Below are 13,893 nucleotides of genomic sequence, written 5' to 3'. Positions count from 1 at the left end.
AACGATCATCAGGGGTCGCGTTTGTCATTCGCGCCCCGGGGTGCCCCTCACCGCCCAGTCGCGTCATGCACCGCATGTGTCCACCAGCTGAGAACGCTTCAGCCCTGGAAGCCTTCCAATGGCTGGGACCGGCGCGACGGTCTTCGAGCGCGTGGGAAAGCGATTGATCAGTGCTGGGTCGTTGCGATGAGGCGTCGCAGTGCGGCGTGGGCAGGTGGGCCCCACGTGGCCTTGCCGCCTGGGCGGCCGCGGACGCCGGCTTCTCCGATGAGGATGCCGCTGAGCGCGCGTAGCATCGCCCATCCGCGCGCGGCGCAGGGTCGCGGCGTCCGGGGCCGGCTGGTAGGCGCCATGGAAGCGGTCGGCGGCGCCGTTCGGCAGCAGAGTCCAGGCGGCGGCGAGGTCGCCGGCCGGATCGCCCGCGAAGAGGTCGACGAAGTCGATCACGCCGCAGATGGTGCCGTCCGTGGTGAGGACGTTGGCCGGATGCAGGTCGCCGTGGAGCCATAGCGCCGGGCCTGCCCAGCCGAAGTTCGGCCTCCTGCGCCGTCGGCGCCTGGCCCGGGTGTCGGATGCGGGCCAGGCGGGGTCGGGGGAGGTCTTCGCCTTGCAGGACGGCGAAGTCGGCGTGGGCGGCCTCGAGGGCTTCGGGGTAGGCCTGTGTCTTCCCATGCTCGGCGAGGGCCCGGTAGATCCTGGCCAGGGACGGGTTCTCGCCCTTGCGTTTTCCGGTCGGGATGATCAGGTCCTGGCGGATGTCCTCGACGCCTTCCCCGGCGAGGCTCTCCTGATCTTCTCTGGCAATCGAGGGTTTCTGAGAATCAAGCCTGGTCTTTTCTGGGCATCAGACTGGGCATTTCGTGGCAAGCATGGATACTGCCCTGGCCGCGGCGGGCCTGGACCAGGGCCTGGAGTTCGCGCGGCCGCGGTCCCCACCGCGACCAGCGCGCTGGGCACGGAGACCCGGCAGATACCGGGTGCGAAATCGATGAGCAGGTCCTCGACCGGCCCCTTGAATTGGTCCTCAATTGGCCTACAGGATCGGACCTTATCGAGTGTACCGATTCCTGCCAGGCTGAGTGGCATGACAACGACAGCGACCCGCTTCGACGGCCGGCTCCTCACGCCTGGCGACGCCGGCTACGACACCGCCCGTACCGTCTGGAATGCCATGGTCGACCGGCATCCACGCATGATCGTCCGCGCGGCAGGCGTCGCCGACGTGGTCGCCGCCGTGCGGATGGCCCGGGAACTGGACCTGGAGATCGGCGTACGCTGCGGCGGCCACAACGTCGCCGGCTTCGCCGTGCCTGACGGTGGTCTCATGATCGACCTGACGCTCATGGGGGGGCGTGCGGATCGACCCGGCCCGTCGCCGGGCTCGGGTGCAGGGCGGCGCGCTACTCGGCGCGCTGGACCGGGCGTCCCAGGCGTACGGCCTGGCGACCACCGCGGGCAACGTCTCGCACACCGGCGTCGGCGGGCTCACGCTCGGCGGCGGCATGGGCTGGCTGGCCCGCCAGTACGGTCTGGCCTGCGACAACGTCGTCTCCTACACGATGGTCACCGCCGAGGGGGACGTGGTGACCGCGAGCCGCATCGAGAACCCCGACCTGTTCTGGGGCCTGCGCGGCGGTGGTGGCAACTTCGGCATCGTCACCGAGTTCGAGTTCCAGTTGCATCGCATCGGCACGCGGACGCTGGTCGCCGAGTTCGACTTCCGCGCCGAGGACGCCGTCCCGGTCATCGAGGGCTGGCGCGACCTGAACGCCGTCGTGCCCCGGCAGGCGACGTTCACCGCCAGTGTCGGCAGCGGTCCCGCCGGCCCGATCGCCACGCTGGGGTTCGTGTGGGTCGGCGACCCGGACGAGGGCCGCCGGCTGCTGCCCGCGATGCGGGCGCTCGGGCGTCCCGTCGCCTCCCGCGTCACCACACCCTCCTACCTCGAACTTCAGCAGCGTGACGACTCCACCGGCGGTCACGCCTACCGCCGCTATTCCAAGGGGCACTACCTGCGGAGCTTTCCCACCGCGGCGATCGAGGCGTTCCTGCTGCGCGGCGGCGCCGACCTGAGCGCGAGCCTGGACCTGCCGGGCGTCGGCCTGCAGGCGCACGGCGGCGCCATCGCCGATGTCCCGGAGGCAGACGCGGCGTTCAGTCACCGCGGCACGATGTTCGAGTTCGGTGCCGGCTCTCGCTGGAGCGACCCGGCCGAGGACGACGCCAGGATGGGTGCCGCCCGCGCCGCCGGTGCGTCGCTCGAGCCGTACGCGAGTGGGGTGTATGTCAACTCGTTGACGGCCGACGAGCTGGCCGTTGGGCAGCGCGGCGTACGGCGGGCGTATTCGGCCGCGAAGCTGGCCCGGCTGACCGAGGTGAAGACCGCGTACGACCCGGCCAACGTGTTCCACCTGAACCAGAACATCCGTCCGGCACTGTGACGGGCCGTGTCAGGATCCCCGTACCTCCCGGATGACCGTCGCCAGCAGCGCAACCCCCTCGGCGATGGCGCTCTCCCTGAGGATGGCGTAGCCGAAGATCAGGCCACCCGGCCCGGCGCCGGCGATCCGGAACGGCCCGACGCCCTGGATGCCGAGCCCGTGCCGGACGGCTGCCGCCACCACCGCCGCCTCGTCGAGGTCGGGCGGGAGCCAGGCGACCACATGCTGCCCGGCGGCGATTCCGGCCGGTTCCAGATCGGGCAGATGGGTGCGCAGGGCGTCCAGCAGCGCGTCGCGGCGGCGCCGGTACACCGGACGCATCCGGCGCAGGTGACGGTCGAACTCGCCACGTGCGAGGAAGTCGGCGAACGTCAGCTGGTCGATGACCGACGAACCGCGGTCGGCGAGCAGCTTGGCCGTGGAGACGTCGGTCACCAGGTGGGCAGGCGGCACCATCCAGCCGAGCCGCAACCCCGGCGCGAGCGTCTTGCTGGCCGTACCGCAGTAGACGACGTGATCGGGCGCGAGGCCCTGCATGGCGCCCACCGGCGAGCGGTCGTAGCGGTATTCCGCGTCGTAGTCGTCCTCGATCACGATCGCACCGCGGCGTTTCGCCCAGCGGATCACCTCGGCCCTGGCCGCCGCCGACAGCACCCCGCCGGTTGGCCACTGGTGCGACGGCGTGAGCACGACCGCGTCGGCGTCGGCCCGATGGAGCACGTCGACCTGGACGCCGTCCGGACCCACCGGGATGCCGACCACGTCCAGTCCCGCGGCCCCGGCCAGCACCCGGGCGTCGTCGTCGGACGACGGGTCTTCCAGGGCGATCCGCCTGGCGCCGCGCCGCGCGAGCACCTGGATCAGCAGCGAGATGCCCTGCCCGTAGCCGTTGCAGATCACCACGTTGCCGGGGACGGCCAGCGTGCCGCGCACCCGGTTGAGGTAGTCGCACAGGGCCTCGTGCAGTTCCGGCACGCCACGCCCGTCGAGGTAGGCGAACCGGTCGTTGGGCGTGGTGGTGAGCACGGTACGGACCGAGCGCAGCCAGGCAGCCCGCGGGAACTGCGACACGTCGGTGCGCCCGTACCCGAAGTCGACTTTGAAGCCGACGCTGCGCGCGGCCGGCTGTGCCGTCGAAGCCGCCGTCGAAGCCGCGGAGCCCGCGGCGGCCGGCGGCATCGACGCGGCGACCTGCGTGTAACCGCCCGATCGGCTGGCAAGGTAGCCCTCGGCCACGAGCTGCTGATAGGCCTCCACGACCACCCCGCGGGAAACCCCGAGCCCGGCCGCGAGGGTGCGGGTGGGTGGCAGCGACGCGCCCGCTCGCAGCAGGCCGGCCCGGATGTCTGCGCGGATGGACGCCTCGATCTGCCGGTGCAGCGGCACCCCGGCGTCGCGGTCCAGCTCGATGAGCAAGTCCTCGGCCGGCCCGGAATTGGTCGTCAATCGCCCCACAGGATCGGACCTTACCGGCGTGTACCAATTCCTGCCATGCTGAGTGACCTGCCGGGTTCCTCGGTGGCGAACCATCCAGATGAGCTCCTGGCCGGGGGCACGGGGACTGGGGCCATCTCTCATCTCTCTTCGACAAGTCACAAACCGCGAGCAGATCGCAGGAGGCGACGAATGAACGACATTGAGCCGCAGACCTCAGGCGGGAAGGTGCTCTGGCACTTCACGATGTCCCTGGACGGCTTCGTGGCAGTGCCGAACCACACCACGGACTGGATGACCGGGATGTCATCTCGTCCGGGCCTGATCGACGCATACATCGAGACCACCGGCGCCGTGCTGGGGGGTCGAGACGGCTGGGGCATCGACAATGACGCCCGACCGTACGGCGGCGACTGGAAAGGACCAATCTTCTTACTCACCCACCACCCCGAGGATGCCACGCCCGCCGCCGACGTCACGTTCCTGAACTGCGAGGCGTGCCCGTGCTGAGGCAAGTCGCGGAGGGTGTGCTGGTCCACGAGAGCGAGTTCGTGCAGAGCAACGCCGTTGTGGTGCAGGGCCGGGCCGGTGTGTTGCTCATCGACCCCGGGGTGACCGGCTCCGAGATCGACTGCCTCGCGAACGACCTTCGCGAGTTGGGTCAGCCCGTTGTGGCAGGGTTTTCTACGCATCCGGATTGGGATCACGTGCTCTGGCACGCCCGGCTCGGCGAGGTGCCCCGTTACGGCACGGCGCGCTGCGCGGCTTATATGCGAGATCTGCTGTCGGACGCAGGTGCGAAGGCCCGCATCGCCGACCACCTGCTCGAGACGGAAATCGCGGGGCAGGTACCGCTGGACCTGCTCGGCCTCATCACCGGCCTGCCTGCCGAGACGGCGCAGATTCCTTGGGATGGCCCTCAAGTCCGGATCATCGAGCATCAAGCGCATGCCCCGGGCCACGCGGCGCTGTTGATCGAAGAACGCGGGGTTCTCGTCGCCGGCGACATGCTCTCTGACGTCCTGATTCCGATGCTCGACGACTTGAACAGCACCAATGACCCGATCGAGGACTACCTCGCAGCGCTGGGGCTGTTCGAGGAGGTGGCGGACGATGTCGATGTCGTCGTCCCTGGCCACGGGTCCGTCGGCGGAGCTGAGCAGGTACGCGCACGGATCAATCAAGATCGGGCGTACGTGCACGCCTTGCGTGACGGCCGGGATCCCAGCGACCCGCGGATCGGCCCATCGGCCAAGCCCGGCTGGGAATGGGTGAGCGACGTGCACACAGGGCAACTCCAGAGCCTCGCCCAAAGAAGCGAGCGCGACGGGACGCCCCGCTAGCGATCGGTGTGCGACACAGCCAGTACGCGCGGGTCGCCAGTCGGGCTGGTCAGCGGGGGTTGCCCTCTGCGGCGGCGAGCTCGGCGTCTGTGAGGGGCTTGTGGACGACGCCGACGGAGACCTTCACTCCGGCGGCAATGGTGCGGATGGATTCGCCGCGCTTGCGGCGGCCGAGGATCGCGGCGCGTTCGTCGTCGTCGACAACGGGGCGGCGGCCGCCGCCCCGGCCGCGTGCGCGGGCGGCGTCCAGACCGTTCTTAAGGACGATCCCGAGGACGTTCCCGCCGCGGTGGTCGACTACGTTGCCGAGCAGCTCGGCCTGCAGGCAGCCGATCTGAAGGGGTACGGCGAGAAGGAGGCGCGCTGGGATCATCAGGAGCAGATCCGCACCGGCTACGGCTACACCGCCTTTGAAGGCGAGCAGTGGTTCGCGCTGGCCTGCTGGCTATGAAGGCGAGTCCGACACCATCACCGTGGCGTTCACGAAGCCCAAGGGCGGCCCGCCTCACGCTCGTGCGGCAGCAGCTGAACAAGGCCCACAACGGCGTCCGGGCGATCGGCGAGCGTGGCAACTCACTGCTGAAGATGACGTTCAAGGCACTACGCAACGTCAGCCTGGACCCATGGCGGATCGGGAAGATCGTCGCCGCGGCGCTCGTCATCCTCCATGTCGACCACACCGGCACCACACGACAGGGGTCTGTCCAGTGAGAGACAGAGCCGAAGCCGTACAGTCCCACGACAGCGTTCAGTAGTCAGCCAGTTTTGCGCGGGACGGCTCAATGTGCTGTTGCGATCATGTCTGGGTCCGGGTGGTGGAGACGGCGCAGCCATCGCACCAGAAACCGAAGAGCAGCCAGGGAAACTGCACCGGACCGAAGGGCGTGGGGCCGCTGTCGACAGCGGCAAGGAAGGGCATGAAGTTCCCGCACTCAGGGCAGATCGGATGCGTCTCGGGCGTTGGCCAGCGCGGTAGGCCGCCTACCTGGTGGTGGGAGTTTCTGGTGACGCTTCCGGGGATGGCAGTCTTGCTGACACCCGTCTGGTTGGGGTGGGGCTCGAGGACCATGGACCGTTCGCCAGGTATCAGTCGTGGCTCGCGGCTCGCGGGGCCTTGAGGGTTGAAGTAGACCTTCGTGCCCTGTCCGGTGAACCGCACGGTGATTACGTCAACTTCGTCGCAGTCGCACGAGAACCAGAAGAACGATGGATCGTGGCTCAGGTTGTGCGGTAAGTCGCCGGCCGACAGAGTGAGCACGCGTTCGGCCGGCGCCCCGCACTCTGCGCAGAGGGGAACCTGGTGCGAGTACGTGCCGCCCATGATGTGATTGCTCGCACCTTTGTCCGCGACGAACCCCATGAACGCGGGGTGGAAGCCGGCCGCTTTCCCGGTGTCGGGTAGTCGGCCCGCGAGCGGCATCAGCCATTCCCAGTCCTCCGGGTTCGGCACCTCGTCGCGTACGGAGGCGATGAGTTCCGCGGCGTGTTCGGTGCGGATGAGGGCCAGTGCCCACAGGTGGTCCAGGTCGCCGTCGTTCTTCCACTCGGCCAACAGGGCGTCGGCCAGGTCGTCCGCGGCACCGGACAGCAAGCTCTGCTTGATGGACGGGCTGTCGATCCGGTCGGCGCAGTGGCGTAGGCGTTCCGGGAAGTAGATCCCAATATTGAAAAGGACGGCGGAATATGGCGAATCTGGGTACGGGACGGCCAAATAATCCTGGATGAACGCGTCCAGGGTGGCGGCCGGCAGCCACGGGACGAGCCGGGCCGCTGATCGGGCGAGCGGAACCGTACGACGCAGCCGTTCCGCTGCCCTGGTCTTCTCCGCCTGCGCACCCGGGATCATCTCGAGGTAGGCCGCCACATGCTCGGCGACCCGACTGTCCGATGTCTCCATAAGACAGGTGATCGCTGCGGCAATCCCCTCGGTGCCGGCCAGGGCAAGCAATGCCGTGACGCGCTCGCCCTTCGCCGCGACCGACAACTCCTCATCGAAGACGATCTCCTCGATACTCTGGATCATGATCAGACATGCCTCCATCTCGGCGAGCGAACACGACACGGTGGACATACTGGCACTCCATCCCGATCCAGGCACCGGCCCGGGGATGAGCCTCGGGCAGAGCCACCTGCGTTGCACGGTTGGAGCGGCTGGATCGACAGTTAGGTCGCCATCGCCGTCCTTGTCCTCGTACACCGACCGCGGCTGCATAACCTGACTACCATCAGTCATTAACCCCTTGCGCGGAAAGGCTCATACTGTGATGAAGGCGGTCTCCCGTCTCATTTGATGTGACGGTCTGTAAAGTTGATCAGTGCGGGTGGATCTGGTGAGATCATCAGGTGTCCGCCCTGGAGGAGATGTCCCGCGATGACCTGATCGTGCTTGCGCGCGCTCAGCAGGGGCAGATCGCTCGGCTGGCCGAGCAGGTGTCGCGGGTCGCGGAACTGGAAGAACAGAGTGCGAACGCGGCCGCTCGCCAGTACTCATCCTGGACGAAGCGCACCTGCTGGGCCACGACGAGCTGGAGTCGGTCCGCATACTGACCAACCACGAGATGAACTCCTCCAGCCCGTTCGCCTGCCTGCTCATCGGCCAGCCGACCCTGCGCCGCAAGATCAAGCTGGCCGCGCTCGATCAGCGCATCGCCGTCCGCTACCACATGAACGGCATGACCAGCCAGGAGACCGTCGACTGCCTCCGTCACCACCTCGCCTCGGTCGGCCGCCCCGACCCGCTGTTCACCGAGGACGCGGCCGCGCTGATCCACACCGCCGGCCGCGGCTACCCCGCGCGACCAACAACCTGACTATCCAGGATTCCCCCGACGAACAATCAAGCCGAACGCGATGTTCGTCCGGCGAAAACCCAGCAGAAGATCGCGGGCCGGCTCCGTTCGGAGACCGCCACCACCAACCGGTACGCCATCCGCAGCTACCTGTCCACCGCCGCAAAAATGGTGCCGACGTCATCGCCGCGATCCGCGACGCCCTGCTCGGCAGGCCCGTGGGATGCCGCCCGACCCGGCTGCGGTCTGACCCACCCATGGCCACATTCCGTGACGACTCACGCCCAACGACCATCACCCACCGCCATCACATCACAGCAGAATGCGCCTGGCCTGAATAAATACGGTCTATACGGCTCGCGCCCTGGAAGAAATGCGGGCCGAGGGTAAGAAGATCTCCGCCGCCGACATCGCCCGACTCTTACCCCTGGGCTTTGAGCATTTCAACATGCTGGTCCGACAGCCGCCGCAGCCGCAGCGCGGGCGCGAGATCGACGATCTCCCGGCAAAAACGATCAACATCGGCACGCAGTAACGCCACACCCTCAGAATCCGCCACCGGGCAAGAGTGCCCTGGTCAGACCTGCAGTCTCAACGGATGTGACACTAGACCCGGTTCTCCGTTCCACTCCTACTGGCAGGCCGTTATCTGGGGAGTCAAGCGAACTAGCTGGTCAACCGCTTGAAGGTGTGAAGGCATGTCAGGCAAGTAAGCTGACCTTGATCGTCCGCGACGGTGAAGGAGCCCCTAATGACCACCGACCCAACGATGACCCGGATCGGCCAGGGGGTGGAGTTGCATCACCACCAAGGTCAGCGCGAAGCCGCGCGCGACTTGTTCGCGCAGATCTGGGACGACATCGGCGGTGAGCAAGGCGACCCGCTGCATGTTTGCGTCCTTGCCCACTCGATGGCCGATGTGCAGGACGACGTGCAGCAGGAGCTGATGTGGGATCTGCGAGCGCTTACCGCCGTCGGCCTGATCACGGACGAGCGGGTGGCGCAGGCTGGGGTGCCGCTTTCGGTGGCCGGCTTGTATCCGTCGTTGCACCTCAACTTGAGTGAGTGCTATCGCAAGCTGGGCGATCTCGGCCGCGCCCGCGAGCACCTCCAGCAGGCGCGGGCCGGGATCGGCGCACTTGGCGACGACGAGTATGGGCAGCTCATCAAGGGTGGCCTGGAGCGGATGGCCGAACAGTTGGGTGATGCCACCTGACTGCGCCCCGGCGAATTCTCTGAACTAGCCGTCGATCTTCTTCGTGGATGCTTTGAGCCGGGTGCCCTCAGGCCAGGAGATTCAGATTTCGGGCGTCTCCCAGGCTGTCAGCTGCCGCTCAGGGTCGGTTTCCTCCTGCGCACTGGTTGATCAGCTCCCCCGCTTCGGCAACTGGACGCTCAACCTCATCCCCGACCAAGCCCCCACCACCCGACTTGATCTGAAACCCCGCGTCCTGTTCGCGCCCAGGGCCAACTGATCAAGGTCCCGGGCGGCAAGGCAGCCCGGGCGCGCACCGGGCCTGCCCGCCGCTCCCGAGTGCCCACTACGTGATGGACCTGGGCGTTCAAGGATTGGCGGCCTGCGGTTGATGCCGGGTAGTGGCCGACCCCGAAGGCAACGAATTCTGCCTTCCGCGAGCCCGCCTGAGCTGAGCACCGGCCGGCCGGGTCCGTCATGTCGCGGCGGCCACGTGAATGCGGCGGCTGGCCTATTATGCAAACGCATCCGTATGCGTTTACGAAATGAGGTGGCCGGATGCTGAAGACCCTGAGCAAGATCGGATTACTCGTTCCCGCCCTCGCGGTGGGCGCTGCCTGGGTGCTTGTCCTGCGGTTGAAGGACGTGCCGGTGCCGCTGCTGGTGGCCTATGGGCTGCTGCTGGTGGGATTGCTGGTCGGGCTGCTGTGGCCTGGTGTGCTCGGCCGACTGTCCACGCGGCGCCGGGTGCTGGCGTTCCTCGGGGTTCCGGTCGGCCTGGGCACGCTGGGGCTCTACCTCGCGGTCGTCTACTACGTCACGGACCTGCCGGTGCTGCTCGTCCTGGCCGCTGTGGGATGCCTGGCATGGGCGGCGGCCGCCCTCCTGCGCGGACGCCGGGCGGCGGGCGGCCGGGGCGCCCGGCATACCAGGCGCGCCTTCCTGCTGGGCGGTGGCGGGCTGGTGCTGGGCGTGCTGAGCGGGCTGTCGGTCAGCCGGGTGGAACGGCAGCGCCGCGAGGTGCTGGCGCGGGGCGAGCAGGAGCGGCAAGCGGCCGTACGCGCTCCGGGCGGGCGGCGGCGGATCGCCGACGATACCGTGCGGGTGTTCCCGATCCACACCGGCGACACCATCGTCACCTACGGCCAGTTCTACGGCGGTCCGGACGGCTGGGAAGGGCTGAACGGCTACGTGCGCACCCTCGTCGACAAGACGCAGATCGCGGTGCCCGTCTACGCGTATCTCATCGACCACCCCCGGCACGGACTCCTGTTGGTCGACACCGGCGTCAACTGGGAACAGGCCCACGATCACGACGGATACTACGACCACAACCGCATGGTCTCGCGCCTGCTGACCCAGCGCGACGAGTATCAGATGACCCCCGAGCAGGACCTGCGGGTCCGCCTGGCCCGGCTAGGCTACGACGCCAAGGAGATCACCACCGTGTTCCTCACCCACGTCCACGACGACCACGCGGGAGGGCTGCGCTACCTGCCCCAGGCGACGGTGGTGGTGGACCGCCGCGACTGGGACCATGGCGTGCTCTACCCGTACTCCTTCGACCTGGTCAAGGACAACCTCTCCTTCCCAGCCTTCGACTCCGGCGCCTTCGGTGCCTTCCCCGACAGCCAGGACCACTTCGGCGACGGCAGCCTCATCCTGCTGCCCACCCCCGGCCACTCCCCCGGCCACATGTGCGTGCTGCTGCGCATGGACGCCGGCAGCGTGCTGTTCATGGGCGACACCCTTTACACGCTGCCCCACCTGGCCACAGGCCAGGTCCGCCAGATGACCCTCGGCGGCGCCGACGCGATCCACCAGATCGAGGCGGCCCGGCGCATCCAGCACCTGCTGGCCTCCGACCCCGCCACCGTGCCGCTGTTCGCCCACGACAACACCCACTACCAATCCGACCGGGTCGCCTCCGCGTTCGCCCACGGGACGCCCGGCAAGGAGGGGCTGCGGGACTTGCGCCGGCACATGGAGGCCGTCCACACCCCCGACTGGCGGCTGCGGCCCGGGCACACTCCCCGCTTCGTTCCGCCGGCGTCCGGCACGGGATCGGGGCGGGTGGAGTTCCGATGACCTCTACGCGGCGCACCCGGGGCAGACCCCGCGACCCCGAGGCCGACGAGGCGATCATGAAGGCGGCGCTGGAGCTGTTCGTGGAACGCGGCCTGGAGGGCGCGAACTTCGAGCAGATCGCCAAGCGCGCGGGCGTGGCCAAGGTGACCGTCTACCGGCGCTGGTCGTCGAAGGAGGAACTCCTCACCCAGGCGATCGAGCAGGCCCGCACCCTCGCCCCCGAGAACGACATCTGGGCCACCACCGACGCCACGGCGCAGCCGGTCGACGAGCGGCTCATGGACTCCTGGGTGCACACCCTCGGCGACGCCCGCTTCCGGGCGATCCTCGCCCAGCTCATCGGCTCCAGCGTCACCCAGCCGTCGCTGCTGGCCACCTACCGCGAGCAGTACATCCAGCCCCGCCGCCGGCTGATCCACGCCGCGCTGGAACGCGCCCGCCGCGACGGCCAGCTGGCCGCCGACGCCGACCTCGACACCGTGATCGACATGGTCGTGGGCGCAGCGATGTACCGCATGCTCATCGACCCGGACGAACCAGCCGACCCCGCCGCCACACGCCAGTACCTGGAGGCCGTCCTCCGCCAGGCCAACCGGCTGCTGCGGCTCCCTGACGTGCCCCATCAACAGGAAGAAGGACAAGAACCCGCATGACCGGACACATCGACGTCCAGCAGCACATGATCCCTGCCGGCCGGGTCCATCATGTCGCGGCGGCCACGTGAGTGCGGCGGCTGGCCCAGACCCCGCCGAGCCGAAGGACGCTCATGCCGAACATCAGGACGCCCAAGGGGACGTGCGGGGTCTTCACGTGGGCTATGCCCAGTGCTATCTGCGCTAGCGTGAGCCCGAAGAACACGACCGCGTACAGGATGGGCCTGAGCGAGCCGCCGCCTGGCCGCCACACCAAGATCGCGGCGACCAGGTGGCGGCACTCGAGGTCGCAGGCGACCGGATCAAGCACATCTGGGCAGTACGCAACCCCGACAAGCTCCAGCCGTGGACGCAGAGGCCACAGCACTAGAGTGCGTGTCTGACAATTGTCGGGTCCAGGCGATGTCGGCGTTAAGGACGACCGCGGCGCGGTAGGTGGTCGCGTGCTTGTCGTAGCGAGCCGCGAGCCCTCCGTCAGGGACCACGCCAACACTTGCACAGACGAGCTCGCTTGGTCGTCATGTCCGAACAGGGATCATGGATCGCGTTCGGCCTGCACGACAACGCCCCCGCCGGCAAGCAACCTCCAGTCCCCCTCACTTGCCGCGCACCGAGCACGACGCCGATGATTCGAATCGCTTCCGTGGTCTGTGCTCGCCGTTTGCTGGGCATGGGTCCACTACTATGTGCTACCGTGTAGCAGTACTCGGTAGCACGGAGTACCGGCAGTGACGGAAGAGGACCCACGATGGACGACCTGACGGAGATGTTGAAGGGCACGCTTGAGGGCTGCGTGCTGGAAATCATCGGCAGCGAGGAGACCTACGGGTACGCCATCACGCGTCGGCTGAACGAACTCGGCTTCGCCGACGTCGTCGAGGGGACGGTTTACACCATCCTGCTGCGGCTGGAGAAGAACGGGCTCGTCCAGGTGACGAAGCGACCGTCCGGGCTGGGCCCGCCGCGCAAGTTCTATGCGCTCAACGACGCGGGGCGCGAAAAACTCGCGACGTTCTGGGCGAAATGGGAGTACATCACATCACGGATCGACAAGCTCAAGGAGGGCGGGAGATGAACTTCTGGGAGACCATCACAGGCAGCGATCTCACCAGGGAATGGAAGGCGTTAGAAGCTCGGGCCGAGGCATTGCCGGCCGACTACCGGGCGGCGTGGAGAGAGATCATAGGTCATCTTTTTCCCTACGGGGACTTCACAGGTCGAAACCTGATGCCGATTCTCGACGGTGCTCTGGGGCTGCTCGAAGAGACAGCGTCCGACGGGCAGAGCATTCACGAGGTGCTGGGTGACGACATCGGGGGCTTCTGCGCGGCGCTGGCCGGCGGAGAAGGGGCTCGGAGCCATCGCGACCGGTGGCGCGAGCAGTTGAACAGGAACGTCGCAAGGAAATTGGGCCGGCTAGGAGGCTGACGTGGGCATCCAAGACATCATCGAGGGCAAGAAGCAGTGGCGGGCGCACATGGCGCGGGTCAAGGCGCTCCCGCCGGACTATCAGATCGTCTACAAGGAGATTCAGAGGTACTTCTTCAAGGTCGGGCCGGTCGGACTGACTGATGGGTCCCTGCTCTCGGGGATCGTCGATTTCTTCGAGGAGGGCGTTGCGGCCGGCAAGGGAGTCCTGGAACTCCTCGGCAACGACGTCGCTGCCTTCTGCGACGACCTGGTCAAGGACTCGCGCACCTATGCGGACATCTATCAGGAGTCCATCAGGTCGAAGGCAGGGGACCGCTCCCTTTAGGGAGCGGGGAATGCCGGGCAGGGAAGGCGCTCCAGTGCCTGAGCGTGCTGTGAGCCGCAGGACCGTGCGGGTACCGGCGAACACTGATGTTATAAGAACACGATGGTTATACTGATCGTGTGTCTCGTCAGGTGCGTACTTCCCCCGGTGCGGCCTACGACTTGGGCTACCACGTGGTGTGGTGCCCCAAGTAT

At 67.6% G+C, this 13,893-nt stretch carries 17 protein-coding genes and 3 pseudogenes; 16 read left to right on the top strand and 4 right to left on the bottom strand.

All coding sequences use genetic code 11. The features are described from left to right. Positions 1-167: 167 nt before the first annotated feature. Positions 168-525: pseudogene (locus ACTMTI_RS51540) on the bottom strand (phosphotransferase); the annotation flags it as partial. Between ACTMTI_RS51540 and ACTMTI_RS51535 the strand changes: the two are divergent. Both ACTMTI_RS51535 and ACTMTI_RS51530 read left to right on the top strand, forming a co-directional pair. Then, a pseudogene (locus ACTMTI_RS51535) lies at positions 455-1,339 on the top strand (FAD-binding protein); the annotation flags it as partial. The pseudogenes ACTMTI_RS51540 and ACTMTI_RS51535 overlap by 71 nt on opposite strands. Positions 1,340-1,352: 13 nt before the next feature. Continuing rightward, the gene (locus ACTMTI_RS51530; RefSeq protein ID WP_441128242.1) at positions 1,353-2,441 is read left to right on the top strand and encodes an FAD-binding oxidoreductase; all 1,089 of its coding nucleotides are present in this window, start codon (positions 1,353-1,355) and stop codon (positions 2,439-2,441) included. 9 nt (positions 2,442-2,450) lie between these two features. Here ACTMTI_RS51530 and pdxR read toward each other — a convergent pair whose 3' ends face one another. Next, positions 2,451-3,887, bottom strand: a complete 1,437-nt coding sequence (gene pdxR / locus ACTMTI_RS51525; RefSeq protein ID WP_441128241.1) for a MocR-like pyridoxine biosynthesis transcription factor PdxR — start codon at positions 3,885-3,887, stop codon at positions 2,451-2,453. A gap of 180 nt (positions 3,888-4,067) precedes the next feature. On the opposite strand from pdxR, the gene ACTMTI_RS51520 reads away from it, so the two are divergent. The 4 genes from ACTMTI_RS51520 (at position 4,068) to ACTMTI_RS51505 (ending at position 5,929) form a co-directional block, all read left to right on the top strand. Further along, positions 4,068-4,385, top strand: a complete 318-nt coding sequence (locus tag ACTMTI_RS51520) for a hypothetical protein (RefSeq protein WP_441128240.1) — start codon at positions 4,068-4,070, stop codon at positions 4,383-4,385. Continuing rightward, the gene (locus ACTMTI_RS51515) at positions 4,379-5,218 is read left to right on the top strand and encodes an MBL fold metallo-hydrolase (protein WP_441128239.1); all 840 of its coding nucleotides are present in this window, start codon (positions 4,379-4,381) and stop codon (positions 5,216-5,218) included. The genes ACTMTI_RS51520 and ACTMTI_RS51515 overlap by 7 nt, the downstream gene beginning before the upstream one ends. 100 nt (positions 5,219-5,318) lie before the next feature. Next, positions 5,319-5,669 carry a DUF4158 domain-containing protein gene (locus tag ACTMTI_RS51510; RefSeq protein ID WP_441128238.1) on the top strand — a complete coding sequence of 117 codons (351 nt, stop codon included), beginning with the start codon at positions 5,319-5,321 and terminating at the stop codon, positions 5,667-5,669. Continuing rightward, positions 5,666-5,929 carry a transposase family protein gene (locus tag ACTMTI_RS51505; RefSeq protein ID WP_441128237.1) on the top strand — a complete coding sequence of 88 codons (264 nt, stop codon included), beginning with the start codon at positions 5,666-5,668 and terminating at the stop codon, positions 5,927-5,929. Before ACTMTI_RS51510 ends, ACTMTI_RS51505 begins: the two co-directional genes overlap by 4 nt. Before the next feature lie 85 nt (positions 5,930-6,014). Here ACTMTI_RS51505 and ACTMTI_RS51500 read toward each other — a convergent pair whose 3' ends face one another. Continuing rightward, complete coding sequence (locus ACTMTI_RS51500; protein ID WP_441128236.1) at positions 6,015-7,289, bottom strand: hypothetical protein; 1,275 nt, start codon at positions 7,287-7,289, stop codon at positions 6,015-6,017. Between the two features lie 272 nt (positions 7,290-7,561). Between ACTMTI_RS51500 and ACTMTI_RS51495 the strand changes: the two genes are divergently transcribed. The 6 genes from ACTMTI_RS51495 (at position 7,562) to ACTMTI_RS51470 (ending at position 11,943) form a co-directional block, all read left to right on the top strand. After that, the gene (locus ACTMTI_RS51495; RefSeq protein WP_441128235.1) at positions 7,562-7,765 is read left to right on the top strand and encodes a hypothetical protein; all 204 of its coding nucleotides are present in this window, start codon (positions 7,562-7,564) and stop codon (positions 7,763-7,765) included. Then, entirely contained in the window at positions 7,708-8,028 is a 321-nt protein-coding gene (locus ACTMTI_RS51490) for a hypothetical protein (RefSeq protein ID WP_441128276.1), read from the top strand. Before ACTMTI_RS51495 ends, ACTMTI_RS51490 begins: the two co-directional genes overlap by 58 nt. Before the next feature lie 316 nt (positions 8,029-8,344). Beyond that, entirely contained in the window at positions 8,345-8,542 is a 198-nt protein-coding gene (locus tag ACTMTI_RS51485; RefSeq protein ID WP_441128275.1) for a Tn3 family transposase, read from the top strand. 216 nt (positions 8,543-8,758) lie between these two features. After that, positions 8,759-9,223, top strand: a complete 465-nt coding sequence (locus tag ACTMTI_RS51480; RefSeq protein ID WP_441128234.1) for a hypothetical protein — start codon at positions 8,759-8,761, stop codon at positions 9,221-9,223. A gap of 537 nt (positions 9,224-9,760) precedes the next feature. Continuing rightward, positions 9,761-11,290, top strand: a complete 1,530-nt coding sequence (locus tag ACTMTI_RS51475; RefSeq protein ID WP_441128233.1) for an N-acyl homoserine lactonase family protein — start codon at positions 9,761-9,763, stop codon at positions 11,288-11,290. Further along, positions 11,287-11,943, top strand: a complete 657-nt coding sequence (locus ACTMTI_RS51470) for a TetR/AcrR family transcriptional regulator (RefSeq protein WP_441128232.1) — start codon at positions 11,287-11,289, stop codon at positions 11,941-11,943. The genes ACTMTI_RS51475 and ACTMTI_RS51470 overlap by 4 nt, the downstream gene beginning before the upstream one ends. Before the next feature lie 49 nt (positions 11,944-11,992). On the opposite strand, the gene ACTMTI_RS51465 is transcribed toward ACTMTI_RS51470, so the two are convergent. After that, entirely contained in the window at positions 11,993-12,253 is a 261-nt protein-coding gene (locus ACTMTI_RS51465) for a hypothetical protein (RefSeq protein WP_441128231.1), read from the bottom strand. Positions 12,254-12,691: 438 nt separating this feature from the next. Between ACTMTI_RS51465 and ACTMTI_RS51460 the strand changes: the two genes are divergently transcribed. The 4 genes and pseudogenes from ACTMTI_RS51460 to ACTMTI_RS51445 form a co-directional block, all read left to right on the top strand. After that, positions 12,692-13,018: a PadR family transcriptional regulator gene (locus tag ACTMTI_RS51460; RefSeq protein WP_441128230.1), complete on the top strand. Its 327-nt coding sequence runs from the start codon at positions 12,692-12,694 to the stop codon at positions 13,016-13,018. Continuing rightward, the gene (locus ACTMTI_RS51455; protein WP_441128229.1) at positions 13,015-13,371 is read left to right on the top strand and encodes a DUF1048 domain-containing protein; all 357 of its coding nucleotides are present in this window, start codon (positions 13,015-13,017) and stop codon (positions 13,369-13,371) included. Before ACTMTI_RS51460 ends, ACTMTI_RS51455 begins: the two co-directional genes overlap by 4 nt. 1 nt (position 13,372) lies before the next feature. Beyond that, a complete protein-coding gene (locus ACTMTI_RS51450; RefSeq protein ID WP_441128228.1) occupies positions 13,373-13,699 on the top strand; it encodes a DUF1048 domain-containing protein in 327 nt (108 codons plus the stop codon). Positions 13,700-13,830: 131 nt separating this feature from the next. Then, a pseudogene (locus ACTMTI_RS51445) lies at positions 13,831-13,893 on the top strand (IS200/IS605 family transposase); the annotation flags it as partial.

This window comes from Nonomuraea sp. H19, assembly GCF_052068215.1.
In the GTDB taxonomy this organism is placed as follows: Bacteria; Actinomycetota; Actinomycetes; order Streptosporangiales; family Streptosporangiaceae; genus Nonomuraea.
Note: the sequence above shows the minus strand (reverse complement) of the source record. Positions and strands in the feature narration are given on the sequence as shown.

Bases quoted from the DNA above. Each gene is read 5' to 3' on its own strand.
- ACTMTI_RS51480 (WP_441128234.1), top strand. From the start codon at position 8,759: ATGACCACCGACCCAACGATGACCCGGATCGGCCAGGGGGTGGAGTTG.
- ACTMTI_RS51475 (WP_441128233.1), top strand. From the start codon at position 9,761: ATGCTGAAGACCCTGAGCAAGATCGGATTACTCGTTCCCGCCCTCGCG.
- ACTMTI_RS51520 (WP_441128240.1), top strand. From the start codon at position 4,068: ATGAACGACATTGAGCCGCAGACCTCAGGCGGGAAGGTGCTCTGGCAC.
- ACTMTI_RS51460 (WP_441128230.1), top strand. From the start codon at position 12,692: ATGGACGACCTGACGGAGATGTTGAAGGGCACGCTTGAGGGCTGCGTG.
- ACTMTI_RS51470 (WP_441128232.1), top strand. From the start codon at position 11,287: ATGACCTCTACGCGGCGCACCCGGGGCAGACCCCGCGACCCCGAGGCC.
- ACTMTI_RS51500 (WP_441128236.1), bottom strand. From the start codon at position 7,289: ATGTCCACCGTGTCGTGTTCGCTCGCCGAGATGGAGGCATGTCTGATC.
- ACTMTI_RS51505 (WP_441128237.1), top strand. From the start codon at position 5,666: ATGAAGGCGAGTCCGACACCATCACCGTGGCGTTCACGAAGCCCAAGG.
- ACTMTI_RS51455 (WP_441128229.1), top strand. From the start codon at position 13,015: ATGAACTTCTGGGAGACCATCACAGGCAGCGATCTCACCAGGGAATGG.